The sequence below is a fragment of the Allobosea sp. OAE752 genome, from assembly GCF_050433265.1.
Lineage (GTDB): Bacteria > Pseudomonadota > Alphaproteobacteria > Rhizobiales > Beijerinckiaceae > Allobosea > Allobosea spartocytisi.
Window position 1 is genome coordinate 1 of sequence record NZ_JBNPXO010000006.1, and the last position, 25,084, is coordinate 25,084.

Here is a 25,084-nt window from a genome sequence, read left to right on the forward strand (position 1 = left end):
AAGAACTCCAGCGTCTCGTCATAGTTCGTGCTGGCGACGCTGTAGGCCCGCAGCAAGGGCTTCTCGCCGACCTTCAGCCCGATCATCGTGAACTGCCCGTTCTTGAACCGGAACGTCGTGTCGCGCGTCGTCGTGAAGCTGAACAGCGTGTCCGTCCAGTGATGCACGCTCAGGACCTGTTCCTCGTAGAAATGGCTCATCGCATCGTCCTTGAAAGTCCGGCGGCGGGCTGTTTAGCGGGTTTGAGCGTCGGCCGCCAGCAGCGGATAAGCAGAAAACGCGAGCGAAATCAAAATCTTCTCTTTCTTTCTAGCCAGCGGCCCCTGATCGGAACAATCTGGCGCGCGCAGAGCTTTCCGGAGAATTTTCTTCCTGCCCGAAAAGCCCTCGATCGGCACGGGCAGCGAGACGGCCATCCATCACGGTCGAGGCCTGAGCGGCGGCAGGGGCAAAGCCCGGCGCCGGCAGCGCCGAGACGGGCGCGGGTTTCGCCATGCGGCCGGTGCAGGATCCTTTTCCGGAAAGCCGGGTGGACGTTCGCCCGGACTCAGGCTCAATTGCGGCCATGAATGCTCCCGTCTCCGTTCCCCGCATCGCCGATTTCACCTGCGAGAAAAGGCCCGCCACCGGCTCGCGCGGCATGGTCGTCACCAACCATCCGCTGGCCTCGGCGGCGGGCTCGCAGATGCTGCTGGCGGGCGGCAATGCCGTCGATGCGGCGGTCGCGGCGCTCTTCGCGCTGACGGTGGCCGAGCCGATGATGGTCGGCATCCTCGGCGGGGGCTTGAGCCATATCCGGCTCGCCGATGGCAGCCATCGCGTCATCGACAACCTCTCGACCGCGCCGGGCCGCGCCACGCCCGACATGTATGACTGCCTCTCCGACGAGATCGGCAAGCAGCGCGACACGCGCGACCGCGAGAACGTCGTCGGTGCGAAGGCGGTCGCGGTTCCCGGCGCGCTCAAGGGCTGGTGCGAGGCGTTGGAGCGCTTCGGCAGCCTGCCGCTGGCGGATGTGTTGCAGCCGGCGATCGCGCTCGCCGCGCGCGGCTTCACCGTCACGCCCTATCTCTCGAACTGCATCACGGACAATGCCGGCGACCTCGCCCGCGATCCCGGCCTCGCCGCGATGTTGCTGCCGGGCGGAACCCCGCTCCAGCCCGGCGCGAAGCTGGTCCAGGGCGATTATGCGGAAAGCCTGCAACTCATCGCCAAGGAAGGGCCGGCGGCGCTCTATGGTGGCGCGCTGGGAGCGGCGCTGACCGGCTACATGGCTGAGCAGGGCGGCCTGATCGATGCGGACGACCTCGCCGGCTACAGGACGCAGACGCGCGAGCCGATCCGGGGCTCCTATCGCGGCTATGAGATCATCGGCCCGCCGCCGCCTTCCTCGTCGGGCGTGCATATCGCCGAGATGCTCAACATCCTCGAGGGCTACGACATCGGCGCGCTCGGCTTCGGCTCGACCGACGCGGTGCATCTGCTGGCGGAGGCGCTGAAGATCGCCTTCGCCGACCGCGCCGTGGCGACGGCCGATCCCGCCTTCGTCAAGGTTCCCGTCGAGAGGCTGATCGACAAGGGCTATGCGGCCGAGCGGCGCGCGCTGATCGAGATGGGCCGGGCGAAAAGCTGGACGGCCGGGCTCTCGGGCGGGGAATCTGCCGACACCACCCATGTCACCGTGGCGGATGCGCAGGGCAATGTCGTCAGCGCGACGCAGACGATCAACGGGCTGTTCGGCGCCTGCGTCCAGATCCCCGGCACGGGGATGATCGCCAACAACTACATGTACAATTTCGATCCCCATCCCGGCCGGGCGCTCTCGATCGCACCCGGCAAGCGCGTCTTCACCTCGATGGCGCCGATGATGGTGCTACGGGAGGGCCGGATCGCCTATGCGCTCGGCTTGCCCGGCGCGCTGCGCATCTTCCCCTCGGCCCTGCAAGCGATCGTCAACCTGATCGACCATCGCATGAGCCTGCAAGAGGCGGTCGAGGCGCCGCGCGTCTGGACCGAGGGCGGCGTGCTCGAACTGGAAGAAGCGATCCCCGAAGCGGTGGCGCAGGCGCTGATCGCGCGCGGCCACAAGGTCGTGCGTTCGCCGCGCGTCGCCGGCGGCATGAACGCCATCGCCTTCAATGCGGACGGCACGCTGACCGGCGCCGCCTGCTGGCGGGCCGACGGCACGCCGGTCGCGATCTCGGGCGGGCTGGCGCGCGCGGGAGCGCGTTTCAGTATCTAGAATTTCTGCTTTGGGAGCAGGTCATCCCGGGTGAAGCCCGGGATGACGGCGCGGTTCCGCGCGACATCTACACGGTCAGTGCAGCCCACCGACGCCGACATAGCGTTCGAGGACATCGCCATCGGCCCGCAAAGCGGCTGAAGTTCCCGACCAGACGATCCGGCCGCGTTCGAGGATGATGACGTCCTCGGCGAAGTCGAGCGCGCTCTCGAGCCGCTGCTCGACGAAGAGGATCGTCATTGCGCCGCTGGCCGCGAGCTGCGTGAAGGCCGCCATCAGCATGTCGCAGATCACCGGGGCGAGGCCCTCCAGCGGCTCGTCGAGCAGCAGGATCGAGGGCTGGCCGAGGATGGTGCGGGCTGTCGCCAGCATCTGCTGCTCGCCGCCGGAGAGCTGCGAGCCGAGATTGCGGCGGCGCTCCTGCAGGCGCGGAAACAGCGCATAGGCTTCCTCGATCGCCTGTCGCGGGCGGCCCTTGAGGCCGACGAAGAGGTTCTCCTCGACGGTGAGGCCCTTGAAGATCTCGCGGGTCTGCGGCACCAGCCCGATGCCGCCGAGTGCGCGGCCCGTGGTGCGCAGGGCCGTCACGTCCTGGCCCGCCAGGCTGATGCTGCCGGCGTAGTGGCGGGTGAGCCCCATCAGCGTCGCCAGCAGCGTGGTCTTGCCCATGCCGTTGCGACCGAGGATCGAGAGGCGCCCGCCGGCCGGCACGGAGAAGGACACATCCTCCAGCACATGGGTCTGGCCGTAGCCGGCGTTGAGATTCCGGACCTCGAGCTCAGCGGCCGGCATGGGCGTAGCTCCCCAGATAGGCTTCGCGGACTTTCTCGTCCCTGGCGACATCGGCCGGCAGGCCCTGGAAGATCAATTCGCCTGCCGCCAGCACCACCACGCGCCGGGCGAAGCGGAAGACCAGATCCATATCGTGCTCGATCATCAGCACGGCAAGCGAGGCCGGCAGCCGCTCCAGCGCCCGCTCGATCAATGGCGTGTCGGAGGAGGGCACGCCGGCAGCGGGCTCGTCGAGCAGCAGCACCTTCGGGCGCTGCGCCATGGCGATGGCGATCTCGAGCAGGCGCTGCTGGCCATAGGCGATCTCGACAACCTTGCGGCGCGCGACATCGGTCAGGCCGAGCGTGGCGAGGATGTCGGCGGCTTCGTCCATGGCCGCACGGTTGCCGTGGAAGCGCGCGAGGATGCGGGTCGCATGTCCCTGCCTTTGCAGGATGGCCATGACGACATGCTCTTCCGGGGTCATGTCGGGGAAGAGACGCGTCACCTGGAAGGTGCGCACCAGCCCGCGCCTGACCCGCGCGACGGCGCCGAGGCGCGTGATGTCCTCGCCCATCAGATGGACCGTGCCGGCACTCGGAGGGATGCGCCCGGTGACGAGGTTGACGAAGGTGGTCTTGCCCGCACCGTTGGGGCCGATCAAGGCGAGCCGCTCGCCCTCGGTCATGGCGATGGAGAGGTCGTGATTGACCTTGAGCCCGCCAAAGGATTTCGACAGATGGTCGACCGCGAAGACCGTGCTCATGGCCCGGCCCTCCGCTGGCCACGCGTCAGGATGCGGGCGGCCTCGTCGAGCGTGCCGGAGAGGCCGCGGGGGGCGAAGAGCACGATGGCGATCAGCAGCGCGCCGACCAGCGTCATCCAGTGGAACGGATTGATCGCCGCGACGACATGCTCGACCGCCATGAAGACGACGGTGCCGATCAGCGCGCCATAGAGATTGCCGAGCCCGCCGAGCACCAACATGACCAGCGCATTGGCGGATAATTCGAAGCTCAGGCTGTCCAGCCCCACCACCTGGGTCGCGATGGCGCCGAGCGCCCCGCCCGCGCCGGCGACGGCGCCGGAGATCACGAACATCCTGAGCAGAACCGGGAAGGCGGAGATGCCGAGCGCGCTGATCCGCAGCGGATCTTCCTTGAGGCCGCGGCAGACCATGCCGAAGGGCGAGCGGACGATGAGCTTCAGCGCGACGAAGACGACCAGCAGCAGGCCGAGCCCGAAGAGATAGGCGGCGCGGCCCCAGAGATCGAATTCGAACAGGCCGAAGAGCGGGGCGGGGACCATGCCGGCGAGGCCGTCGCTGCCGCCGGTCAGCCAAGCGAGCTTGTTCGCCGCCTCGTGCAGGAGCTGGACGATGGCGATGGAGAGGACGAGCTGCGGCAGGCCGTGCGCCCGCAGCATCACCGCGCCCATGAGCAGGCCGGTGACGGCGCCGGCCGCGGCCCCGACCAGGATCAGCAGGAAAGGCTCGGTCACGCCGTTGAGGCAGGCGATGCCGGCGGCATAGGCGCCGGCGCCGTAGAGCGCGGCCTGGCCGAGCGAGGCGATGCCGCAATAGCCGACGATGAGGTCGAGCGAGAGCACGAGCAGGGCGACCGAGATGACGCGGGTCAGGAAGGCGAGATTGTCGGGGAAGAGCCAGTAGCCCGCGAGCCCGGCAAGCGCGATCAGGGCGAAGCCGGCGAGATCGCGGACGAGGCTGCGGGCGGGGGGAGCGGCAGCGGATGGGGCGGGAGCCTGTGCCATCACTGGGCCCGTCCCATCAGGCCGCGGGGGAAGGCACAGACCACGAGGATCACCGCGAGATAGAAGAAGAAATTGCCGAAATCCGGCATGAGATAGCGGCCGGTGACGTCGATGGCGCCGAGCAGCAGGCAGGCGACGAGCGCGCCGGGAATCGAGCCGGCGCCGCCGACGGAGACCACGACCAGGAAGGTCACCATGTAGCGCAGGGCGTAATAGGGCTCGATCGGCAGGAATTCGGCGCCGACCATCCCGCCGAAGGCGGCAAGCCCGATGGCGAGCGCGAAACTCGCCGCATAGATCAATTCGGTGCGGACGCCGAGTGCGCGCGACATCGGCGCGTTCTCGACGGCGGCGCGCAGGTGGATGCCGAAGCCGGTGCGCTCGATCAGGAACCAGAGCCCGCCCGCGACGACAAGCCCGCTCGCGATGACGAAGAGCCGGTGGCCGGCGATGCTGCGGAAGCCGAGATCGACGGGCTGCGCCAGTTCCGCCGGCAGGGGAATCGTCTTCAGCGTCGGGCCGAAGAAGTAATTGGTGATGCCGATGACGCAGAAGGTGATGCCGATCGTCATCAGCACCTGCGAGAGCTCGCTGCGGTCATAGATGCGGCGGAAGAGCAGCCGTTCGAGCGGCACCGCGATCAGCACCGTGCCGACGACCGCCAGCACGATGCCGAAGCCGTAGCCCAGGCCGAGATTGCGCACGGCATAGGAGGCGATGTAGCCGCCGATCATGGCGAAGGCGCCATGGGCGAGATTGACCAGCCGCATCAGCCCCATCGTCAGCGACAGGCCGATGCAGATGATGAACAGCGCCATGCCATAGGCGAAGGCGTCCAGGGCGATGCTCAGCGCGGTCTGCATGCGGGTTGCGGGCCTCGTCGAAGTTCAGTCGGAACGCACCGTCATTCCGGACAAGCCGCAAAGCGGCGCCGATCCGGAATCCATCATCGCGCTGAGCGCCCTCCGATGGATTCCGGGTCTCCGCTTCGCTGCGCCCGGAATGACGGCGCAGCAGACGAGGAGACGTTGGCTCTACTTCGCCAGCCCGGGGTCCTTCTGCTCGGGGAAGCTCTGGATCTCCTTGTTGATCCAGTTGCCCTTGGCGTCCTTGGCGACCTCGCGCAGATAGATCGTCTGGGTGATGTGGCGGGTCTCGGGGTCGATCTTGACCGGCCCGCGCGGGCTTTCCCAGGCGAGGCCCTTGACCGCCTCGACCGCCTTCTCGGCATCCTGCTTGCCGGCGGTGGCGGCGATCATCTTCGCGATGACATACATGCCGTCATACGCGCCGACCGCCGGGAAGGTGAGCTGCCCGGGGCCGCCGATCGCCTTTTCGCCGGCCTCCACGAACTTCCGGTTGGCCCCGGAATCGTGCGAGGTGGCGTAGTGGAAACCGGTGATCATCCCGGCAGCGGCTTCGCCCAGCGCCGGCAGATCGGATTCCTGCGTCAGGTCGCCGGTGGCGAAGAGCTTGACGCCGGCCTGCTTCAGCCCGGTGTCGTTGAAGGACTTGACGAAGCCGAGCGTCGGCGGGCCCGAGGGCAGGAAGGCGAAGACGCCCTGCGCGCCGGCATCGCGGATGCGCTGCATGATCGGGCTGAACTCGGTGGTGTTGAGCGGCATGCGGATGGTCTCGACGACCTGCCCGCCAGCCGCCTCGACCGCCTTCTTGAACGCTCCCTCGGCATCGACGCCGGGGCCGTAATCGGTGACGGCGGAGACGAATTTCTTGATGCCGCGATCGACGGCGGCCTTGCCGAGCGGCGTCGTGGTCTGCCCGGTGGTGAAGGAGGTCCGCACGACCAGCGGCGAGGAGGTCATGATCGCAGAGGTCGCGGCGTTGAAGATCACCAGCGGCACATTGCCCTGCTTCAGCAACGGCGTGATCGCCAGCGCATCCGGCGTGAAATAGACGCCGCCGAGATATTGCACCTTGTCCTTGACGATCAGCTCCTGCGCCAGGGCGCGGGCCTGCTGCGGGTTGGCGGTGGGCAGGTCGCGATAGATGATTTCGATCTCGTTGCCGGCGACCGACTTGCCGTTCTGGGCGAGCCAGGCCTCGACGCCGGCCTGGAAGTTCTTGCCCTGCAGGGCGAAGGGGCCGGAGAACGGCCCGATGATCCCGATCTTGATCGTTTCGGCAGCGGCCGCGCCGCCAAGGCCGAACGTACCGGCCAGTGCCAGCGCGCCCGCCAGCCCGGTGAAATTCCGTCTGCTGATCTTCATCGTCATCCCTCCCGTATCCGTCCCCTGGACTTGACTGTCTCGATTGCCCCGGTTGGCTCCGGTGTCTTTCGTCTTGGCGGCCTTATGGGCGGTGGCCCTGTGGGCTAGGCCATGCCCGCTTCGGCCTAGTAAGGCAAGCCGACATAATTCTCCGCCATCGCGGTCGCGGCAGCGGGCGAACTCACGAGATAGTCGAGTTCCGCCTGCTGCATGCGCTCCTCGAAGGCGCTGCGCTCCGGAAAGCGATGCAGCAGCCCCGTCATCCACCAGGAGAAGCGCTCGGCCTTCCAGATGCGGGCGAGGGCGCGGGCGGAATAGGCTTCGATCCCGGCGTCCGAACCGTCATTGTAATGCTCGCGCAGGGCATCGAAGAGATAGCGCACGTCGCTGGCCGCGAGGTTGAGGCCCTTGGCGCCGGTCGGCGGGACGATATGGGCGGCATCGCCCGCGAGGAACAGGCGGCCGAAGCGCATGGGCTCGGCGACGAAGCTGCGCAGCGGCGCGATGCTCTTTTCCAGCGAGGGCCCGGTCTGCACGGCGTCCGCGACCTCGGCGGGAAGCCTGCGGCGCAATTCGTCGAAGAAGGCCTCGTCCGACCAGTTCTCGACACGCTCCTCCAGCGGCACCTGGACATAGTAGCGGCTGCGCTGCGCCGAGCGCATCGAACAGAGCGCGAAGCCGCGCTCGTGGCGGGCATAGACCAATTCATGCGCCGCCGGCGGGCGGTCGACGAGCAGGCCGAGCCATCCGAAGGGATAGACGCGCTCGAAGCTGGTCAGTGCGCCCTCTGGAATCGAGCGGCGGGAGACGCCATGATAGCCGTCGCAGCCGGCGATGAAGTCGCAACGTAATTCCTGCACCTCGCCATTCACCCGGAAGGTCACGCGGGGCGCGGCCGTGTCGATATCGTGCAGCGCGACGTCCTCGGCCTCGTAGATCGTCGTGCGGCCGAGGGCCTGGCGCGCCTCGGCGAGATCATGCGTGACCTCGGTCTGGCCATAGACCGTCACGGTCTTGCCGCCGCTCAGATGCTTGAGGTCGATGCGGTGGAGCGTGCCGTCGAAGGCGAAATTGACGCCGTCATGCACCTGCCCCTCGCGGTCGAGGCGGTCGGCGACGCCGGCCTCGCGCAGCATGTCGACCATGCCCTGTTCGAGGACGCCGGCGCGGATGCGGGAGAGCACATAGTCGAGGCTGCGGCGTTCCAGGATGACATTATCGATCCCGGCGCGCGACAGGAGCTGGCCGAGGAGAAGCCCGGCCGGGCCGGCGCCGATGATGGCGACCTGCGTGCGCATTTCCGCGTCCTCCCAAGGCGATGACGGTCTTGAGCCGACATTCCGCGCCCCAAGCTATGCGCCATGACGACACTTGACGGAATGGAGGATTCGCGCAGTGTCTTGGACAAATCGATCATGAGGACGCATGCCGGCCACGGTCCCCGCCTACTGGCTCTACGCCGAACGCCTGACGGATCGCTTTCCCGATGCGCTTCATATCGAGCCGATCGTCGCCCGCAGCGCGCTGCATGGCTGGACGATCCAGCCGCATTTCCACCACCAGCTCTTCCAGTTCTTCCTCGTCGTGGGCGGAGGCGGGCGGACCCGGATCGACGGGCGCGACCGCGAGCTCAAGCCGGGCTCGGCGCTGCTGCTGCCGCCGGCGACGATCCACGAGTTCCATTTCGTCGTCGACACGGAGGGTTTCGTCGCCAGCGTCGCCGAGACATCGCTGAAGCGGCTCTTCGACGCCGAGCCCGAGGCGCGCTCCCTCCTCGCCACGCCGGCGTTGCTGCAGGCCGAGCCGGAGAGCGTGGAGGCGCAGTCGCTGGAGACGCTGATGCGGCTGGCGATGAGCGAGTTCGGCGCCAACCGGCCGAACCGGGAGTTCGCGCTGGCGGCCTATGCCGATCTGCTCGCCTCCTGGTTTTCGCGCGCGGCGCGCGGCCTGCGGGCCGGCGGAGAGCCGGCGAAGGATCTGCGCGCCGGGCTGGTGCGGCGCTTCATCGAGCGGGTCGAAATCCGCTTCCAGAGCCATGAGCCGCTGACGGAACATGCCCGCGCGCTGGGCGTCTCCGTGCCGCATCTGTCGCGCAGCTGCCGCGAGGTGCTCGGCCATTCGGCGGCCCGCGTCATCCAGGACCGGCTGATGATCGAGGCGCGGCGCGACCTCGTCTACACCTCGCTGACGGTCGCGCAGATCTCGTTCCGGCTGGGGTTCTCCGACCCGGCCTATTTCTCGCGCTTCTTCGCCAAGCGGGCGGGGATTTCGCCGTCGGATTATCGGGCGAAGGCGTAACATTCTCTCCGCGCGTCATCCCGGACGCAGCGAAGCGGAGATCCGGGATCCATGCCTGAACCGTTCCGGCATGGATCCCGGGTCAAGCCCGGGATGACGGCGCAGTTCGGTGACGAAACAGGCGCCGTTCAGGAGGAAAGCTGCTTTTTCAGCAAGGCTTCGACCAAGTTCTCGCTCTCGCCGATATCGCCGCCGAGCGCGGCGGCCTCGAGATTGCGGGCGATGGCGGCCTCGTCGATCTCCAGCCCTTCCGCGACCGTGGCCATGGCTTCCGTGGCGCCGGCCGCCAGCAGGAAGAGTTCGGCCAGGGCCGGCCCCTCGGCCTGCCAGCCGCCCAGCCCGCGTTCCTCTTCGGCCGGCAGCCCCGCGAGGATGCCGGCGACGAGGCCGGGCGCACGCAGGCAAGCGGAGAGCACGATCTGGCAGCCGGTCGGGTTGCGCTTGTGAGCCATGGCGGAGGAGCCGCCGCGGCCGGGAACGGCCGGCTCGCGCGCTTCGCCGACGCCGTTCTGCGCCAGCAGGGAGACATCGCGCGCCATCTTGCCGAGCGCGCCGACGAGGATCGCCAGCGCTGCCGCGATCCCGGCGATGCCGCCGCGGCGCGCCTGCCAGGGGGGCGCATCCGGCAGGCCGAGCGCCGCGGCGAGACGTGCCGAGACCGCCGCGCCCCGGCCGGCGAGACCGGCGCGCGTGCCGGCGGCGCCACCGAACTGAAGGACGGCGCCTTGCTCGACCTCGTCTTGCAGCCGCGCCGCTGCCGCGACGATGCCGGCCTGCCATTGCGCGATGCGCAGGCCGAAGCCGATCGGCAAGGCATCCTGCAACAGGGTGCGGCCGATGGCGGGGGTTCCGGCGTGGCGGCGCGCCAGGGCGGCGAGGGCGCTCGCTGTTCGCGCGAGATCGGCTTGCAGCAGGGCATGGCCGTCGCGGATCTGGCGGACCAGGACGATATCGGCGATGTCCTGGCTGGTCGCGCCCTTGTGGAGGGCCTTGGCCGCGGTTTCGGGCAATTCCTTGCGCAGGCGCGCGACGAGCGGGATGGCGAGCGTGCCGGCGAGGGCGGCCTCGGTGGCGAGCGCGGCGGGGTCGATGGCGATGCCGCCGCACAGCATCGCGATGGCTTCCGCCTCGGCCTTGCCGATCAGCCCCTCGGCCGCCTCGGCGCGGGCAAGCTCGGCCTCGAAGGCCAGCGCGTGCCGCAGCGTCGCGGCATCCTCGAAGACGGCGAGCATCGCGTCGGTGGTCGCGGGACGGGTGCGCAGCAAATGACTCATGCGAGGCTTTTCCCTTTCGCGCGGCCATCGCGACCCGCGGCGGCCTTCTTGGCAGGGAGCGGCCGTTCGCTCAAGCGCCGGCATCTGCCGGCGTCCGCATCCACCTGCTCGCATTGGAAGACAGCTATTCGAAGAGATCGGGATTGAGCTGTTCGATCTCGGGCAGCGCCCGCAGCAATTCGTTGAGATGATGCCGCATCGCGGCCTCGCCCGCCGCAGCGTCGCGGTTGTCGATCGCGGCGACGATGGCCTGATGCTGCGCGATCAGCTCCTGCATCGCGTTGGGGCTCTGCAGGCTGAGATGGCAGGCGCGGTCCATATGGGCCTTGAGGTTGGAGACCAGCGTCCAGGCCATCGGGCAGCCCGCGCCTTCGGCGAGCGCCACGTGGAAACGCTCGTCGAAGCGCTGAAAGGCGGTGTGGTCGCCATTGGCGACCGCCCGCTGCTGCGCCTCCAGGCAATGATCGACGATCTGCCGGCTCGTCAGGTTGAAGCTGTCGCAGGCGCGCCGGACCACGGCGGTCTCGATCGCCTCGCGCAGGAAGCGGGCCTCCATCATCTTCTGGACCGAGATCTTGACGACGACCGTGCCGCGCTGCGGCAGGACCTCGACGAATTTCTGCCGGCTGAGCGCGATCAGCGCCTCGCGGACCGGCTGGCGGGAGACGCCGTAGCGGGTGGCGATCTCCTGCTCCGAGAGGCGCGAGCCCGGCTTCAGCTCGAGCGCGACGATGGCGCGCAGAAGCTCCTTCTCGAGCCGGTTGGCGCTCGACCCTGTCTGACCCTCGGCGAAACCCACGAAAGCAGCCTCCAAATCGCTTGCAATCGAAGCGACATGGGATAATCTACCATACCAGTGTCGGTAACGGTATCCCAAAGTATGAATTTTACCGCGACGATCGCACGATCATTCCACGAAGCGCGCCGCGAGGCACGGCCTCTCGCGGCTTTTCCCGGCGAATTGCCCGGCAATCTCGCGGAAGCCTATGCCGTGCAGGAGGCGGCGATCGCGCTGTGGCCCGAGCCCGTGCGCGGCTGGAAGGTCGCGGCGATCCATCCCGATTTGCGCGCCCGTTTCGGTGCCGCACGGATGGCGGGGCCGGCTTTTGGCGCTGGCGTCCACCGCGTCGCGCCGGGGGAGACGGCCGAGGTCGGCGTGATCCGCGGCGGCTTCATCGCGGTCGAGACCGAGATCGGCATCGTCCTCGGGGCGGATATCGCGCCGCGCCCGCAAACCTGGACAGCGGAAGAGCTGATGCCCTTCATCGGCGGGGTGCATGTCGCGATGGAGATCGCCGGCTCGCCGCTGCCGAGCATCAACGAGATCGGGCCGCAGGCCATCATCTCCGATTTCGGCAACAATACCGGCATCGCCGTCGGCGCCTCGCTGGGGATCGAGCAGGGTCTTTCCGATTTCGAGACGCAGATGCGGATCGATGGCGAGGTCATCGGCCGCGGCCGCAGCCACGGCCCGAATGGTGGGCCGCTCGATGCCCTGCTCTTCCTCGTCAACCATCTGGCGAGCCGTGGACGCGGCCTCGCCAAGGGCGATGTCGTCTCCGCCGGGGCGACGACGGGCGTCCATCCCATCGCCATCGGCCAGGTCGCGGAAGCGATCTGTGCCGGGGTTCCACCCCTGTCCGTCAGGCTGATCGAAAGGGAGCCGGCCAGCTAGCGGCAGTCCGCCTCAACCAAAGAAGAACCGGCCCGAAAACGGGCCTTGTCAGGGAGAGAACATCATGATCGCACGTCGCATCTTACTTGCCGGCGCCGCCGCGCTGGCGGTTTCGGTCGCAACCGCCACGGCGGCGCTCGCCCAGGGCGTGACGCTTCGTTCCGCCGACATCCATCCGACCGACTACCCGACCGTCGAGGCGGTCCGCTACATGGGCAAGCTGCTCGAGGAGCGCACCCAGGGGCGCATCAAGATCAACGTCTTCCACTCGGCCCAGCTCGGCCAGGAGAAGGACACGATCGACCAGACCCGCTTCGGCGTCATCGACATCAACCGCATCAACATGGCGCCGTTCAACAACCTGATCCCGGCGACCAACATTCCCTCCCTGCCCTTCATCTTCCGTTCGGTCGACCATATGCGGAAGGCGATGGACGGACCGATCGGCGACAACCTGCTGAAGGAGTTCGAGAAGCACGACTTGATCGGGCTCGCGCTCTACGATTCCGGCTCCCGCTCGTTCTATAATTCCAAGCGCCCGATCAACACGCCGGCTGACATGAAGGGCATGAAGATCCGCGTCCAGCAGTCCGACATGTTCGTCGCGCTGGTCTCGGCGCTCGGGGCCAACGCCACGCCGATGCCCTTCGGCGAGGTCTATTCCGCGCTCCAGACCGGCGTCATCGACGGCGCCGAGAACAACTGGCCGTCCTATGAATCGACCCGCCATTTCGAGGTCTCGAAGTTCTATTCCGTGACCGAGCACTCGCTCTCGCCGGAAGCGCTGGTGATGTCGAAGAAGAGCTTCGACAAGTTCAACGCGGCCGACCAGGCGATCATCAAGGCCGCCGCCAAGGAATCGGTGCTCAAGATGCGCGAGCTCTGGGATGCGCGGGAGAAGGCGTCCGAGGCCAAGGTCAAGGCCGGCGGAGCCCAGATCAATCAGGTCGAGAAGAAGCCCTTCATCGACGCGATGAAGCCGGTCTACGACAAGTTCGTCACCGATCCGAAGCTGAAGGAGATGGTGGCCGCGATCCAGGCGGTGAACTGAGCCTCGTTCAGACGGGGCGGCTTTCGGGCCGCTCCGTCTTCGGCCCCTTGCCAGCAGCCCGGGCAGATTTCATGCGCGCTTTCACCGCTTTCCTGACACGACTCGACGCCAAGCTCAGCCTGTTCGCGCTGATCGCGGCCGGGGCCGGCCTCGTCCTGATGACCGTGATGGTCGCCTGGGGCGTGTTCGGCCGCTATGTGCTCAACGACACGCCGATCTGGGTCGAGGCCGGATCGCTCTTCCTGATGTCCTGGTTCATCCTGCTCGGCGCCGCGGTCGGCGTGCGCGAGAGCGACCATCTCGGCTTCGAGGTCGGGCTGGTGATGTCGCCGCCGCCCTTGCGGGCCGCGCTGATCGTGCTGGGCGAGGGCCTGGTCTGCGCCTTCGGGCTCGCCATGCTCGGCTACGGCTGGCAGCTCGCCGCCGGCACCTGGGCCGATCGTATGCCGATCATCGGCATATCCCGCGGCTGGGACTATGTGCCGATCGCGGCAGGCGGCGCGCTGATCGCCCTGTTCGCGCTGGAGAAGCTCCTGCTCTTCACCACCGGCGAGGAACAGGCCCCGCTCGGCTTCGTGCATTTCGGCGAAAGCCAGGAGGCCTGAGCGATGGAACTCTGGATTCTCTTCGGCGTCTTCGCGGTTCTGCTGCTGATCGGCGTACCCGTGGCCTTCTGCCTCGGCATCGCCTCGGTCGCGACCGTCGCCTATATGGGCCTGCCGCCGGTCGTCGTCTTCCAGCAGATGAATTCCGGCATGAACGCCTTCGCCATGATGGCGATCCCGTTCTTCATCTATGCCGGCGATTTGATGATCCGCGGCGGCATCGCCGAGCGCCTGATCCAGATGGCGGCGAGCCTCGTCGGCCATCTGCGCGGCGGGCTCGGCCAGGTGAACGTTGTCACCTGCACGCTGTTCGGCGGCATCTCCGGCTCGGCCGTGGCCGATGCTTCCGCCGTCGGCGGGCTGATGATCCCGCAGATGAAGAAGCGCGGCTACGACGCCGACTATGCCGTCAACGTCACCGCGAATGCGGCGATCATTGCCCTGCTGATCCCGCCCTCGCACAATATGATCATCTATTCGCTTTCGGCCGGCGGCAATCTTTCGATTGCGGACCTCTTCACGGCCGGTGTCGTGCCGGGCCTGCTGCTTTGCGCCGCGCTGATGGTCGCGGCCTGGGCGGTCGCGGTGAAGCGCGGCTATCCGCGCGAGCCCTTCCCCGGCTTCGCGACGGTCGGGCGCTATGTCGTGCTGGCTCTGCCCGGCATCCTGCTGATCGGCATTATCTTCGGCGGCGTCCGCTCCGGCGTCTTCACCGCGACGGAATCCTCCTGCGTCGCCGTCGTCTACGCGATCCTCGTCACCATCTTCGTCTATCGCCAGTTGACCTGGACCGCCTTCGTCGAGGCGACCTTGGGCGCGGTGCGGACCACGGCGATGGTGCTTCTGGTCATCGGCACGGCCGGCGCCTTCGGCTGGCTGATGGCGTTCCTCGAGGTGCCGCAAGCGACGATCGCCGCGATGAAGGCAGTGTCGGACAACCCGATCACCATCCTGCTGATGGTCAACCTGATCCTGCTGGTGCTCGGCACCTTCATGGACATGGCGCCGATGATCATCATCTGCACGCCGATCTTCCTGCCGGTGGTGAAGGCCTTCGGCGTCGATCCCGTGCATTTCGGGGTGATCCTGATCCTCAACGCCGGCATCGGGCTCAATACCCCGCCGGTCGGCTCGGTGCAGTTCGTCGCCTGCGCCATCGGCCGCATTTCCATCGGCGAGTCCATGCGCACGATCTGGCCGTTCTACGGCGCCAGCATCGCCGTGCTCCTGCTCGTCACCTATGTGCCCGGCCTGTCGCTCTGGCTGCCGCGCCTGTTCCACTGAAGGACCGACCATGACCATCGAGATTCGCCAGGTTTCCCACCCCGAGGCCGTCAAGGGCTTCGACACGGCGGAGCTGCGGCGCCACTTCCTGATCGAGACGCTGTTCGTTCCCGGCGAGATCAAGCTGACCTACAGCCATCTCGACCGCGTCATCGTCGGCGGCGCCATGCCGGTGGGCAAAGCCGTCGTGCTGCCGACGCCCAAGGCGGTCGGCACCGATGCCTTCCTGAAGCGGCGCGAGCTCGGCATCGTCAATGTCGGCGGCCCCGGCAAGGTCTCTGTCGGCGGCAAGGACTACCTGCTCGCCAAGCGCGATGCGCTCTATGTCGGCAAGGAAGCGGGCGAGGTCGCCTTCGCCAGCGACGATGTCGGCAATCCCGCCAAGTTCTACCTGCTTTCGACCCCGGCCCATGCCGTGCACCCGACCAAGGTGATCCGGGAGGCTGATGCCAAGACCATCGCGCTCGGCGAGCAGGCAACGGCCAACAAGCGCGTCATCCGCCAGTACATCATCCCTGGCGTCTGCGAGACCTGCCAGCTCGTGATGGGCGTGACCACCCTCGACGAAGGCAGCATCTGGAACACCATGCCGGCGCATGTCCATGACCGGCGCTGCGAGATCTATCTCTATTTCGACGTTCCCACGGATGCCCGCGTCTTCCATCTGATGGGCGAGCCGCAGGAGACGCGCCATCTCGTCGTCGCCAACGAGCAGGCGATCCTGTCGCCCGGCTGGTCGATCCATTCCGGCGTCGGCACGAAGGCCTATTCCTTCATCTGGGGCATGGGCGGCGACAATGTCGACTATACCGACATGGACATGGTCGCGACCGGAGATCTGCGCTGATGCGCTCACCGTTTGATTTGGGCGGCCGGACCGCGATCGTCACCGGGGCCAATACGGGCCTCGGCCAGGCGATCGCGGTCGCGCTCGCCCAGGCCGGCGCCGGCATCGTCGCGGTCGGCCGCTCGAGCATGGCGGAGACGAAGGTGCTGGTCGGGGCGACCGGTCAGCCCTTCCACGAGATCGCCGCCGACCTCGCGACGCTGGAGCCGATTGCGCGGATCGTGGAAGAGGCCGAGGCGGCAGCGAAGGCCGACGGCTCGCGCCTCGACATCCTCGTCAACAATGCCGGCATCATCCGCCGTGCCGACGCCCTCGATTTCACCGAGGCCGATTGGGACGCGGTGATGGATGTGAACCTCAAGTCGACCTTCTTCCTGACTCAAGGGGTGGCGAAACGCATGCTCGCCGACGGCAAGGGCGGCAAGGTCATCAACATCGCCTCGCTGCTCTCCTTCCAGGGTGGCATCCGCATCCCCTCCTATACGGCGTCGAAGAGCGGGCTTGCGGGGCTGACGCGGTTGCTCGCCTGCGAATGGGCGGGCAAGGGCATCAACGTCAACGCCATCGCACCGGGCTATTTCGTGACGAACAACACGGAGGCGCTGCGGGCCGATCCGGTACGCAACGAGGCGATCCTGGCCCGCATTCCGGCCGGCCATTGGGGGCAGCCGCAGGAACTCGGCGGAGCGGCGGTGTTCCTCGCCTCGGACGCCGCGGCCTATGTCCATGGCGTCGTCCTACCCGTCGATGGCGGCTGGCTGGCGCGCTGACGCGATGGACGGATACCGCGAGTCGCTCAACGCGTTCCACGGAACCCGCGCCCGTCTTGATCGATGACGGGCATCGCGACATGCTCCGCTTCCTTGTCCCATCGCATCGTCTTGACGCGAGCCGGTGTCCGCTTCGCCGCGACGATGCTTCGGGATCGGTTGGCGGGGCTCCGGAGATGGCGATGAGAGGGACGACGATGCGCGGGCTGGTGCTGGCCGCGATCCTGGCAACGGGTGCGCCATCGCCCGCATGGCCGGCGGAGCCGGGCAAGGGCGAGTTCCTGCAGGACTACATCACCTGCGAGCTCTGGATGAAGCGGGAGGCGACGGATGCGGAGATGCATGCCGCCATCGGCCGCTGGCTGGTCGATGCCCTGCGCCAGCAATCGCCCAGGCGGCTGCCTCATCTCTCGGACGAGGTCATCATCGACGCCGTCGAGCGGCACTGCGCCGCCCAGCCCGGTCACAAGCTGAGCGTCGCTGCCTTCCTGGCAGGCCATCGCCTGCCCGACTAGATCGCCGCGCGTCCTGACGGGCGTGACGTGGCGATCGATCTTCTCGTCATCGCATCGGATTCTGCCGGAGAGCGGACACCGCTTTCCGGTCCGGTGCGACAGAGGCCGTGACGAAGGGACTCTGCGGGCATCTCACCAGCGATCGTCGTAATAATGACGGCGATAGCCATAGGCGGGCGCCCAGGGCGGCGGGCCGCCATAGCGTCGACCATAGCCATAGCCGCGGCCATAGCCATAGCCGTCGCCACGGCCATAATAGCGCTGGCGCGCCATGGTCTCCTGCATGATCATCAACCGCTCGCGCTTCGCCTCGGTCATCGCGAAGTGAAGCGGCTGCTGGTCGAGCTGCTGGGCCAGGACCTGCGGCAGCGCTTCGCCTGCCCGGGCCATCGGCGCCACCGCCATGACCGAAGCGGCGCCAAGGATGGCCGCTGCCAAAACTGAATACCGACGCATGGGAATCTCCCTTTCTGCTGTCGGGCATTAAAGCCCTCGGTATTGGAACGCAGGCTGAACGAAATCGTTCGCCTTCGTTCATCTGCCATGATGCGACGCCAGGGCGCTCGGCGCCGCGTGGAGGGGCGAGGGCGGGGCTTCCCGGAGCGCGGCAAACGCCTTCAGCCGCTGTTGTCGGTCCCGCCGGTGCGGCTGGTGGCGGACTGGCTTCTGGCGGCGTTGTCGAGGCACTGCGCCATCTCGGAGGTGCCCCATTTGAACTTCGAGCACTGGGCGGTTCCCACGGTGAGGTCGCGGGCGGGGTGATCGGACTGGGGCGTGCTGTTGCAGCCGGTCAGAGCCAAGGTGATGATGGCGAGCGCCAGTCGCATTGGATTCCTCCTTGCCGTTAGGGCCGGCGATTAGGCCGCCTGCGCCGGATCGATTCAACCCCCGTCGATTGTCGCAGGGGTGCGCTGGCTTCGATCCTTGTCGCGATCTAGGCCGCCGAGCGCCTCCGCCCGTCCCTGAGCAGCGCCAGCGCGGCATCGACCAGCGCGTCGCCATATCCGGCGCGGGCGTGGTCCTCGGTCATGATCTCGTTGAGCAGATCGGTCGCGATCAGGGCGGCCGGCCGCTGCGCCGGATCGCCGAAGCCGCCGCCGCCGGGCGTCGCGATGCGAATGGTCTCGCCGGCATCGACGAGAAGCTGGGCGATCTTCGAGGGCAGCGCCTGCTCGCGCCCGGTTCCGGGGTTGCGGGTGACGCGGCCCTTTCCGCCGGTCAGGCCGCCCTCCGCGCCGGGCGCTCCGGCCTTGTGCCGGTCGGAGCGGGCTTCGAGATTCGTCCTGTCGTGCAGGGCGCGCACGGTGCGGGCAATACCCATGCCGCCACGCCACCGGCCGCAGCCGGCCGAGTCCCGCACGAAGGCGTATTCCTCGACATGGAGCGGGAACTCGTTCTCCAGCGCCTCGGTCGGGAGATTGAGCGAATTGGTCACGTGGACATGGATTCCGTCCATGCCGTCGCCGTCGCAGCGGGCGCCGCCGCCGCCGCCGACCGTCTCGCCGCAGATGTAGAAGCTGCCGTTCTCGGGGCGGTGGCCGGAGACGCTGAAGGAGGGCAGCACGTCATAGGCCGAGGCGATGCGGGTGCCCGGATCGACGAGCGGCTGGAAGGCCCCGAAGATCGCGCCGGCCAGGCGCTGGCAGGCGATGGTGCGCGAGCCCACCGGGGCCGGCGAGCGCGGATTGACGATGCTGCCTTCCGGCGCGCGCAGGACGATCGAATCCATCATGCCGGAATTCGCCATCAGCTCGGGATCGAGCAGCGCCTTGACGCAGTAATAGGCCGTGGCCCGCAGGGCGTTCGGGGCAATGTTGATCGCTCCGCGCGCCTCCGGCCCGCTGCCGGCGAAGTCGATCACCAGCTTGCCGTTCTCGACGCTGACGGCGGCGCAAAGCGGCACCATCTCGCCATCGGGCAGGCCGTCATCGTCGAGCCAGGCGGTGAAGCGGCTGGGCGGGCCTTCCGCGAGGCCGGCGATGCGCAGGTCCAGCCGCCGCTTGGTATAGGCGAGCAGGTCGCGGATGCGCGCCTTGAAACCGTCGACGCCCATGCGGCGCACCAGTTCCAGCGCGGCGTCGCAGCCGCGCTCATTGGTGGCGACCTGGACGCGCAGATCGAGCAGGCGCTCCTCCGGCAGGCGCGAATTCAGCGCGATCAGGTTGAGGAGGTCCTCGTCGACCTCGCCCTGGCGGCTGACCCGCATCGCCGGGATGCGCAGGCCCTCCTCGAAGATCGAGCGCGCCGTCGGCGAGACCGAGCCGGGCACGGCGCCGCCGACATCGGTATGGTGGCCGATATTGACCACGAAGGCGATCAGCTCCTCGCCGTGGAACACCGGCGTCGCGATGGCGATGTCGGGGAGATGCGTGCCGCCGGCCGCGTAGGGGTCGTTCGAGATGAAGGCGTCGCCCGGGCGGATTTCGGCGCGCGGATAGCGCGCCAGCAAGGCTTCGACGACGCCCATCAGCGAGCCGAGATGGACCGGGATATGCGTCCCCTGTGCGACCAGCCGGCCCTGCCCGTCGAACAGCCCGACGGAGAAGTCCCGGCGTTCCTTGATCTGCGCCGAGAAGGACGAGCGCATCATGTTGATCGCCATGGTCTCGGTGATCGAGAGCAGGCGATTGGCGAAGACCTCCATCGCGATCGCATCGAAACCCGCGATCGACGGGGCGGCTTTGACGGGCATCGGCATGGTCGGATCCTCAACGCTCGAGCGCGATATGGATATTGCCGAGGCCGTCGACCTCGGCTCTCTGGCTGGGGAGGATGACCGTCGTGCCGCTCATCTCCTCGACGATCGCCGGCCCCGCGAACGGGATGCCGGCGGGCAGGAGCGCGCGCCGGTAGATCGGCGTCTCGACCCAGCCGCGATCAGGACCGAAATAGACCTGGCGCGTCTCGATCCGCGCGGCGTCGAGCGAGGTGCCGGTCGCTGGTGCCGCGCTTTCGCCCTTCCTGACATGGCAGACCGCCTTGAGCCGGACATTGACCACCTCGATGTCGCGCCCGTCCAGGCTGTAGCCGAACTGGTCGGCATGGGCGCGGTGGAACCGGCCGACGAAATCGTCGAGCAGGTCGCTCCGCAGATCGTCGAGCGGCACGGGGATGTAGTGGCTCTGGCCGCGATAGCGCGCATCGAGCGTGAAGAGCAGCTCCTGGCCGGAATGCGGGATCGCCTCCGTCGCCAGCCAGGCGCGGCCGACCTCGGAGAGTTCGGCGCCGAGCGCGACGAGGTCGGCCCAGCTCTCCGAGCTCACGCGGATCAGGGCCGTGCGCACATAGTCGCGGCTGAGATCGGAGAGCAGGACGCCGCGCGCGCAAAGCGTGCCGGGCTCCTGCGGAACGACGATCTTGTCGAGTCCGCATTCCTCCGCGACGTCAGCGGCATGCAAGGGCCCCGCGCCACCGAAGGCGAAGAGCGTGAAGGCGCCGAGATCATGCCCGTGCTCGATCGAGACGGAGCGGATCGCCCGGCTCATATTGGCGGTGGCGATGCTGACGATGCCGTAGGCGGCTTCCTCGACCGAAAGCCCGAGCGGGTCGGCGATCTGGCTGCGGATCGCCGCATAGGCGAGGCCGCGATCGACCTTCATCCGCCCTTCCAGCAGGGCGACCGGGTTCAGCCGGCCGAGCACGATATTGGCGTCGGTCAGCGTGACCTCGGTGCCCCCACGCAGATAGGAGATCGGCCCCGGCATGGCGCCCGCGCTCATCGGCCCGACCTTCAGCGCCCCGGCATCGTCCAGCCGCGCGATGCTGCCGCCGCCGGCGCCGATGACATGGATGTCGACCATCGGCATCCGCACCGGGTGGCCGGCGACAAGCCGGCTCGAGGTGAACTGCGCCCGGCCGCCGGTGATCAGCGACACGTCGGTGCTGGTGCCGCCGACATCGAAGGTGATGATCTCGCTCTCGCCGATCTCGGCGCCGATCCGGGCCGAGCCGATCACGCCTGCCGCCGGCCCCGACAGGCAGGTGAGCACCGGCAATTCCTCGACGGTCTGCACCGGCAGGAGCCCGCCATTGGAATGGAAGGTCAGCGGCTCGACGCGGATGCCGCAGGCCGCGATCTTCTCGCGCAGGCGGTGCAGGTATTTCTGGGTGCGCGGGCCGACATAGGCGTTCAGGACCGTGGTCGAGAAGCGCTCATATTCGCGGAACTCGGCGACGACCTCGGAGGAGATGCTGACGTAGAGATCCGGCGCGACGCGTGCGATCAGGTCGCGGACCGCGCGCTCATGCGCCGGGTTGCGGTAGGAGTGCAGAAAGCCGACGGCGATGGCCTTCACGCCGCTGTCCCGCAGCTGGACGACGAGTGTCTCCACCGCCTCGAGATCGGGCGCGGTCAGTGGCGTTCCGGTCTTGTCGAGGCGTTCCTCGACCTCGACCCGGCGATGCCTCTCGACCAGCTCCTCGGGCTTGCGCACCGACCAGTCGAAGAGCGAGGGCCGGGTCTGGCGCCCGATGGCCAGGACGTCGCGGAAACCCCGGGTGGTCAGGAGCCCGGTCGGCACGCCGCGGCGCTCGATCACCATGTTCGTGGCGACGGTCGTGCCATGGCCGACATAGCCGACATCGTCCGGCGAGACCGCGTTGAGCTCCAACATCTCGACGATGCCCGAGGCGATGGCGCGCGAAGGATCGTCCGGCGTCGAAGGCACCTTGTGGAAGGCGGTCGGGCCGCCTTCGGTATCGACCATCACGAAGTCGGTGAAGGTTCCGCCCACATCCACGCCGATGCGATACATGCCGCCATTACCCCTCATGGTCATCCGGTCGGCCCGACGGTGTCGCGGGCCGGAGCGCTTTCGCGCCGAGATCGGCGATTGCGGCGGCGAGCGCGAGGCGGCCGCCAAGGGGCCGGTCTTTCCGGAATTGGCCCTGCAACGTCCCAGCCATCTGTTCCGCCGTGTTGACGACGCTAGGGACGGGTATGGTATTATGTCCAATAGAAATTCGGCAGCACTCTATTCCCAAGGTTATAGCATGCCGCGCGCGATCAATCTTCGTCAGATCGAGATCTTCAAGGCGCTGATCGAGCACGGCACGGTCAGCCGGGCCGCCGAGGCGCTCTATATCTCGCAGCCGGCTGCGAGCAAGCTCTTGATGCAGCTCGAAAAAGACAACGGCCTCAAGCTCTTCGACCGCTACAAGGGGCGGCTGTTCCCGACGGCGCAGGGCTTGCGCCTGCATGAGGAGGTCGCGCGGATCTTCGTGGGGATGCGCCAGGTCGAAAGCGCGATCGGTCTGATCAAGCGCGAGGATCAGGGGCGGCTGGTGATCGGGGCCATCCCCGCTTTGAGCGGCGCCTATATGCAGCGCACGACGATGAGCTTCCTCAAGCGCAATCCCAATGTCTATTGCATGGTCAAGTCGCCGAGCTCGCAATGGATTCCCGAATACGTGCTGACGCGCGTGCTGGACATCGGGATCGTCACGGCCCGCGCCGCGAACCCCTACATCGTCACCGAACCGCTCTTCGAGCATCCGCTGCTCTGCATCATGCCGATGGACCATCCGCTCGCGGCGCTGAAGGTCATCCGGCCGGAGAACCTGCACGACGTTCCCTTCGTCGCCTTCAACACCGAGACCTATACCGGGCAGAAGGTCGCGAGCATGTTCGAGAGCTACAATGTCCGGACCCATGTCGTCCTGACTGCCGACTCCAATTCGACGCTCTGCCATTTCGTCGCAGCGGGGCTCGGGGTCTCGCTGGTGCATCCGCTCTTCATCGCGGGCGTGGAGAAGCAGGTCGTGGTGCGTCCGTTCGAGCCGACCATCCCGCTGGATTTTCTGGTCTGCTTCGCGCGCGACGCCCGCAACGTCCCGCTGATCGCGGACTTCGCCAACGAAGCCAAGGCGACGGCGACGAGCTTCATCGACGATCTGGCGAAGAGCTGGGCCTGACGCCGGCCTTCGGTTGCCGCGGCGGCGCGCGCCGCATGCGGTCAGTGCCGGTCGGCGCGCGGATCGAGCCAGTCGCGCAGCCAGTCGCCCAAGAGATTGACGCTGAGCACGGTGAGCATCAGGGCGAGGCCGGGCAGGGTGATGATCCACCAGGCGCTGGCGATATAGGTGCGCCCGTCGGCGAGCATCCGGCCCCAGCTCGGCGAGGGCGGCTGGATGCCGAGGCCGAGGAAGCTCAGGCCGGCTTCGAGCACGATGGTGCGCGCGAGTTCCAGCGTCGCGACGACGAAGACCGGCGTCAGGACGTTGGGCAGGATGTGGCGCAAGAGCAGGCGGGCATGGCCTGCGCCCATGGCGAGCGCCGCCTGGACGAATTCGCGCTCCCGGACGGTCAGGACCTGCGCCCGGACGATGCGGGCATAGCGGACCCAGCTGGTCAGGGCGAGCACGGCGATCAGGTTGTGCAGGCTGGGGCCGAGCGCGGCGACGACCAGAAGCGCCAGCAACATCAGCGGGAAGGCGAGCTGAATGTCGACCAGCCGCATCAGGATGCGGTCGTACCAGCCACCGAAATAGCCGGCGACGAGGCCCAGAAACACGCCGACGATGCCGCCGAGGATCACGGCCGAGCCCGCGATGGTCAGGGTGACGCGGCTGCCGGCGATGATGCGGCTCAGGATGTCGCGGCCGAGCTGGTCGGTGCCGAAGGGGTGGGCGCCCAGCCCGGCCCAGGAGAGCGTCGGCGCCATCATCCGGGCCTTCAGATCGCCGCGCGTCGGGTCGGGCAGGCCGAGCCAGGGCCCGGCGAGCGCCAGCACCAGCAGGAGCACCAGCAAGGCGGCGCCGAGCAGGCCCAGCCAGTTCGCGCGCTGGCGATGCAGGAACGAGAGCAGCCTCATGATTCCTGCCGGATGCGCGGGTCGATCAGGGTGTAGAGCAGGTCGACCAGGAGATTGACCAGGACGAAGATGGTGGCGACCACGGCGACGCCGGCCTGCACGACCGGGAAATCCTTGGTCTCGATCGCCTGCACGATCAATCGCCCGACGCCCGGCCAGGCGAAGACGGTCTCGGTCACGGCGGCGCCGCCGAGAAGCTCGCCTGCGAGGATGCCGGTCATGGTGATGACCGGGATCAGCGAGTTGCGGCCGACATGCCAGATATAGACGCGGCGGGGGGCGAGGCCCTTCGCATAGGCCGTGCGGACATAGTCGTCGCGCATCACGTCGAGCATGGAGGAGCGCAGCAGGCGCGCGATGCTGGCCGTGGTGAAGCAGGCCAATGTCACCGAGGGCAGGACAAGGTTCTGCCATTCGCCGTAGCCGCCTGTCGGGAACCAGCCGAGCTGCACCGCGAAGAGCAGGATCAGCATGATGCCGAGCCAGAAGGAGGGCGTCGCCTGGCCGAGCAGCGCCACGAGCAGGACCAGCCCCTCGATCGCGGATCCCCGATAGATCGCGGCGAGCGCGCCGGCCATGCCGCCGATCAGCACGCCGATCGCCAGCGCGCAGCCGGCGAGCAGGGCCGTGGCCGGCAGCCTTTCGAGTACGACGTCGAGCGCCGGGCGCGCGAACTGGAAGGACTGGCCGAAATCGCCCTTCAGCGCATGGAGGAGGAAGGTCAGATATTGCTGGAGCAGTGGCTGGTCGAGCCCGAGCTGCGTGCGCAGCTCCTGCATTTGCGCTTCCGTCGCGCCGATCGGCAGCAGCAGCACGGCGGGGTCGCCGAGCAGCCGCGAGACGACGAAGACGATCGTGACCACGCCCCAGATCGCGATCAGGCCTTCGCCGAGGCGGGAGGTCAGGTGGCGCGGCATCCGGCGGCCTCCATCGTCAGACGAT

Annotated in this window: 25 protein-coding genes and 1 pseudogene; 10 read left to right on the forward strand and 16 right to left on the reverse strand. The window is 67.8% G+C overall.

Translation table 11 applies throughout. The annotated features are described in order from the left end of the window. A pseudogene (locus GGC47_RS16615) lies at positions 1 to 200 on the reverse strand (ferredoxin--NADP reductase); the annotation flags it as partial. 33 nt (positions 201 to 233) lie between these two features. Beyond that, positions 234 to 416, reverse strand: coding sequence for a hypothetical protein (locus tag GGC47_RS16620; protein ID WP_142023007.1), 183 nt, complete (start codon positions 414 to 416; stop codon positions 234 to 236). Between the two features lie 149 nt (positions 417 to 565). On the opposite strand from GGC47_RS16620, the gene ggt reads away from it, so the two are divergent. Continuing rightward, positions 566 to 2,242 (forward strand): gamma-glutamyltransferase, encoded by a 1,677-nt coding sequence (ggt, locus tag GGC47_RS16625; protein ID WP_142023008.1) that lies wholly within the window; start codon positions 566 to 568, stop codon positions 2,240 to 2,242. A gap of 75 nt (positions 2,243 to 2,317) precedes the next feature. On the opposite strand, the gene GGC47_RS16630 is transcribed toward ggt, so the two are convergent. From GGC47_RS16630 to pobA, 6 genes are all read right to left on the reverse strand, one after another. Beyond that, complete coding sequence (locus tag GGC47_RS16630; RefSeq protein ID WP_038362926.1) at positions 2,318 to 3,034, reverse strand: ABC transporter ATP-binding protein; 717 nt, start codon at positions 3,032 to 3,034, stop codon at positions 2,318 to 2,320. Continuing rightward, complete coding sequence (locus GGC47_RS16635; protein ID WP_142023009.1) at positions 3,021 to 3,779, reverse strand: ABC transporter ATP-binding protein; 759 nt, start codon at positions 3,777 to 3,779, stop codon at positions 3,021 to 3,023. The genes GGC47_RS16630 and GGC47_RS16635 overlap by 14 nt, the downstream gene beginning before the upstream one ends. Next, positions 3,776 to 4,783 carry a branched-chain amino acid ABC transporter permease gene (locus GGC47_RS16640; protein WP_142023010.1) on the reverse strand — a complete coding sequence of 336 codons (1,008 nt, stop codon included), beginning with the start codon at positions 4,781 to 4,783 and terminating at the stop codon, positions 3,776 to 3,778. The genes GGC47_RS16635 and GGC47_RS16640 overlap by 4 nt, the downstream gene beginning before the upstream one ends. Beyond that, on the reverse strand, positions 4,783 to 5,646 hold the full coding sequence (locus GGC47_RS16645; protein WP_142023011.1) for a branched-chain amino acid ABC transporter permease: 864 nt from the start codon (positions 5,644 to 5,646) through the stop codon (positions 4,783 to 4,785). Before GGC47_RS16645 ends, GGC47_RS16640 begins: the two co-directional genes overlap by 1 nt. A gap of 171 nt (positions 5,647 to 5,817) precedes the next feature. Continuing rightward, complete coding sequence (locus GGC47_RS16650; RefSeq protein ID WP_142023012.1) at positions 5,818 to 7,011, reverse strand: ABC transporter substrate-binding protein; 1,194 nt, start codon at positions 7,009 to 7,011, stop codon at positions 5,818 to 5,820. A gap of 125 nt (positions 7,012 to 7,136) precedes the next feature. Further along, positions 7,137 to 8,309, reverse strand: coding sequence for a 4-hydroxybenzoate 3-monooxygenase (gene pobA / locus GGC47_RS16655; RefSeq protein ID WP_142023013.1), 1,173 nt, complete (start codon positions 8,307 to 8,309; stop codon positions 7,137 to 7,139). A 127-nt stretch (positions 8,310 to 8,436) separates the two neighbouring features. On the opposite strand from pobA, the gene GGC47_RS16660 reads away from it, so the two are divergent. After that, entirely contained in the window at positions 8,437 to 9,309 is an 873-nt protein-coding gene (locus GGC47_RS16660; RefSeq protein WP_142023014.1) for a helix-turn-helix domain-containing protein, read from the forward strand. Positions 9,310 to 9,437: 128 nt separating this feature from the next. On the opposite strand, the gene GGC47_RS16665 is transcribed toward GGC47_RS16660, so the two are convergent. Continuing rightward, entirely contained in the window at positions 9,438 to 10,583 is a 1,146-nt protein-coding gene (locus tag GGC47_RS16665; RefSeq protein WP_142023015.1) for a lyase family protein, read from the reverse strand. Between the two features lie 124 nt (positions 10,584 to 10,707). Further along, a complete protein-coding gene (locus GGC47_RS16670; protein ID WP_142023016.1) occupies positions 10,708 to 11,382 on the reverse strand; it encodes a GntR family transcriptional regulator in 675 nt (224 codons plus the stop codon). A gap of 81 nt (positions 11,383 to 11,463) precedes the next feature. Between GGC47_RS16670 and GGC47_RS16675 the strand changes: the two genes are divergently transcribed. The 7 genes from GGC47_RS16675 (at position 11,464) to GGC47_RS16705 (ending at position 17,330) form a co-directional block, all read left to right on the forward strand. Further along, entirely contained in the window at positions 11,464 to 12,258 is a 795-nt protein-coding gene (locus GGC47_RS16675; protein WP_142023017.1) for a 2-keto-4-pentenoate hydratase, read from the forward strand. Positions 12,259 to 12,322: 64 nt separating this feature from the next. Continuing rightward, complete coding sequence (locus tag GGC47_RS16680) at positions 12,323 to 13,309, forward strand: TRAP transporter substrate-binding protein (protein WP_051987956.1); 987 nt, start codon at positions 12,323 to 12,325, stop codon at positions 13,307 to 13,309. Positions 13,310 to 13,380: 71 nt separating this feature from the next. Further along, entirely contained in the window at positions 13,381 to 13,914 is a 534-nt protein-coding gene (locus GGC47_RS16685) for a TRAP transporter small permease (protein ID WP_051987958.1), read from the forward strand. A 3-nt stretch (positions 13,915 to 13,917) separates the two neighbouring features. Then, positions 13,918 to 15,198 carry a TRAP transporter large permease gene (locus GGC47_RS16690; RefSeq protein ID WP_142023018.1) on the forward strand — a complete coding sequence of 427 codons (1,281 nt, stop codon included), beginning with the start codon at positions 13,918 to 13,920 and terminating at the stop codon, positions 15,196 to 15,198. A gap of 10 nt (positions 15,199 to 15,208) precedes the next feature. Beyond that, entirely contained in the window at positions 15,209 to 16,045 is an 837-nt protein-coding gene (gene kduI, locus GGC47_RS16695) for a 5-dehydro-4-deoxy-D-glucuronate isomerase (RefSeq protein ID WP_142023019.1), read from the forward strand. Then, positions 16,045 to 16,815, forward strand: coding sequence for a 2-dehydro-3-deoxy-D-gluconate 5-dehydrogenase KduD (gene kduD / locus GGC47_RS16700; protein ID WP_142023020.1), 771 nt, complete (start codon positions 16,045 to 16,047; stop codon positions 16,813 to 16,815). Before kduI ends, kduD begins: the two co-directional genes overlap by 1 nt. 182 nt (positions 16,816 to 16,997) lie before the next feature. After that, a complete protein-coding gene (locus GGC47_RS16705) occupies positions 16,998 to 17,330 on the forward strand; it encodes a hypothetical protein (RefSeq protein WP_133565407.1) in 333 nt (110 codons plus the stop codon). A 132-nt stretch (positions 17,331 to 17,462) separates the two neighbouring features. Here the strand turns inward: GGC47_RS16705 and GGC47_RS16710 are convergent, their stop codons facing one another. The 4 genes from GGC47_RS16710 to GGC47_RS16725 form a co-directional block, all read right to left on the reverse strand. Continuing rightward, positions 17,463 to 17,786, reverse strand: a complete 324-nt coding sequence (locus tag GGC47_RS16710) for a hypothetical protein (RefSeq protein ID WP_133565408.1) — start codon at positions 17,784 to 17,786, stop codon at positions 17,463 to 17,465. A 161-nt stretch (positions 17,787 to 17,947) separates the two neighbouring features. Then, positions 17,948 to 18,157 carry a hypothetical protein gene (locus GGC47_RS16715; RefSeq protein WP_112764930.1) on the reverse strand — a complete coding sequence of 70 codons (210 nt, stop codon included), beginning with the start codon at positions 18,155 to 18,157 and terminating at the stop codon, positions 17,948 to 17,950. A 107-nt stretch (positions 18,158 to 18,264) separates the two neighbouring features. Continuing rightward, complete coding sequence (locus GGC47_RS16720) at positions 18,265 to 20,028, reverse strand: hydantoinase B/oxoprolinase family protein (RefSeq protein ID WP_113251899.1); 1,764 nt, start codon at positions 20,026 to 20,028, stop codon at positions 18,265 to 18,267. A gap of 10 nt (positions 20,029 to 20,038) precedes the next feature. Beyond that, on the reverse strand, positions 20,039 to 22,108 hold the full coding sequence (locus GGC47_RS16725) for a hydantoinase/oxoprolinase family protein (RefSeq protein WP_370955204.1): 2,070 nt from the start codon (positions 22,106 to 22,108) through the stop codon (positions 20,039 to 20,041). 214 nt (positions 22,109 to 22,322) lie between these two features. Between GGC47_RS16725 and GGC47_RS16730 the strand changes: the two genes are divergently transcribed. Further along, on the forward strand, positions 22,323 to 23,243 hold the full coding sequence (locus tag GGC47_RS16730; RefSeq protein WP_038362954.1) for a LysR substrate-binding domain-containing protein: 921 nt from the start codon (positions 22,323 to 22,325) through the stop codon (positions 23,241 to 23,243). Between the two features lie 41 nt (positions 23,244 to 23,284). Here GGC47_RS16730 and GGC47_RS16735 read toward each other — a convergent pair whose 3' ends face one another. Both GGC47_RS16735 and GGC47_RS16740 read right to left on the reverse strand, forming a co-directional pair. Then, positions 23,285 to 24,142: an ABC transporter permease gene (locus GGC47_RS16735; RefSeq protein ID WP_051987962.1), complete on the reverse strand. Its 858-nt coding sequence runs from the start codon at positions 24,140 to 24,142 to the stop codon at positions 23,285 to 23,287. Then, the gene (locus GGC47_RS16740; RefSeq protein ID WP_370955203.1) at positions 24,139 to 25,059 is read right to left on the reverse strand and encodes an ABC transporter permease; all 921 of its coding nucleotides are present in this window, start codon (positions 25,057 to 25,059) and stop codon (positions 24,139 to 24,141) included. The genes GGC47_RS16735 and GGC47_RS16740 overlap by 4 nt, the downstream gene beginning before the upstream one ends. Positions 25,060 to 25,084: the final 25 nt, after the last annotated feature.

Excerpts from the sequence above, each read along its gene's own strand:
- GGC47_RS16620 (WP_142023007.1), bottom strand. The coding sequence starts at position 416 with ATGGCCGTCTCGCTGCCCGTGCCGATCGAGGGCTTTTCGGGCAGGAAG.
- ggt (WP_142023008.1), top strand. The coding sequence starts at position 566 with ATGAATGCTCCCGTCTCCGTTCCCCGCATCGCCGATTTCACCTGCGAG.
- GGC47_RS16630 (WP_038362926.1), bottom strand. The coding sequence starts at position 3,034 with ATGCCGGCCGCTGAGCTCGAGGTCCGGAATCTCAACGCCGGCTACGGC.
- GGC47_RS16635 (WP_142023009.1), bottom strand. The coding sequence starts at position 3,779 with ATGAGCACGGTCTTCGCGGTCGACCATCTGTCGAAATCCTTTGGCGGG.
- GGC47_RS16640 (WP_142023010.1), bottom strand. The coding sequence starts at position 4,783 with ATGGCACAGGCTCCCGCCCCATCCGCTGCCGCTCCCCCCGCCCGCAGC.
- GGC47_RS16645 (WP_142023011.1), bottom strand. The coding sequence starts at position 5,646 with ATGCAGACCGCGCTGAGCATCGCCCTGGACGCCTTCGCCTATGGCATG.
- GGC47_RS16650 (WP_142023012.1), bottom strand. The coding sequence starts at position 7,011 with ATGAAGATCAGCAGACGGAATTTCACCGGGCTGGCGGGCGCGCTGGCA.
- pobA (WP_142023013.1), bottom strand. The coding sequence starts at position 8,309 with ATGCGCACGCAGGTCGCCATCATCGGCGCCGGCCCGGCCGGGCTTCTC.
- GGC47_RS16660 (WP_142023014.1), top strand. The coding sequence starts at position 8,437 with ATGCCGGCCACGGTCCCCGCCTACTGGCTCTACGCCGAACGCCTGACG.
- GGC47_RS16665 (WP_142023015.1), bottom strand. The coding sequence starts at position 10,583 with ATGAGTCATTTGCTGCGCACCCGTCCCGCGACCACCGACGCGATGCTC.
- GGC47_RS16675 (WP_142023017.1), top strand. The coding sequence starts at position 11,464 with ATGAATTTTACCGCGACGATCGCACGATCATTCCACGAAGCGCGCCGC.
- GGC47_RS16680 (WP_051987956.1), top strand. The coding sequence starts at position 12,323 with ATGATCGCACGTCGCATCTTACTTGCCGGCGCCGCCGCGCTGGCGGTT.
- GGC47_RS16685 (WP_051987958.1), top strand. The coding sequence starts at position 13,381 with ATGCGCGCTTTCACCGCTTTCCTGACACGACTCGACGCCAAGCTCAGC.
- GGC47_RS16690 (WP_142023018.1), top strand. The coding sequence starts at position 13,918 with ATGGAACTCTGGATTCTCTTCGGCGTCTTCGCGGTTCTGCTGCTGATC.
- kduI (WP_142023019.1), top strand. The coding sequence starts at position 15,209 with ATGACCATCGAGATTCGCCAGGTTTCCCACCCCGAGGCCGTCAAGGGC.
- kduD (WP_142023020.1), top strand. The coding sequence starts at position 16,045 with ATGCGCTCACCGTTTGATTTGGGCGGCCGGACCGCGATCGTCACCGGG.
- GGC47_RS16705 (WP_133565407.1), top strand. The coding sequence starts at position 16,998 with ATGAGAGGGACGACGATGCGCGGGCTGGTGCTGGCCGCGATCCTGGCA.
- GGC47_RS16710 (WP_133565408.1), bottom strand. The coding sequence starts at position 17,786 with ATGCGTCGGTATTCAGTTTTGGCAGCGGCCATCCTTGGCGCCGCTTCG.
- GGC47_RS16715 (WP_112764930.1), bottom strand. The coding sequence starts at position 18,157 with ATGCGACTGGCGCTCGCCATCATCACCTTGGCTCTGACCGGCTGCAAC.
- GGC47_RS16720 (WP_113251899.1), bottom strand. The coding sequence starts at position 20,028 with ATGCCGATGCCCGTCAAAGCCGCCCCGTCGATCGCGGGTTTCGATGCG.
- GGC47_RS16725 (WP_370955204.1), bottom strand. The coding sequence starts at position 22,108 with ATGACCATGAGGGGTAATGGCGGCATGTATCGCATCGGCGTGGATGTG.
- GGC47_RS16730 (WP_038362954.1), top strand. The coding sequence starts at position 22,323 with ATGCCGCGCGCGATCAATCTTCGTCAGATCGAGATCTTCAAGGCGCTG.
- GGC47_RS16735 (WP_051987962.1), bottom strand. The coding sequence starts at position 24,142 with ATGAGGCTGCTCTCGTTCCTGCATCGCCAGCGCGCGAACTGGCTGGGC.
- GGC47_RS16740 (WP_370955203.1), bottom strand. The coding sequence starts at position 25,059 with ATGCCGCGCCACCTGACCTCCCGCCTCGGCGAAGGCCTGATCGCGATC.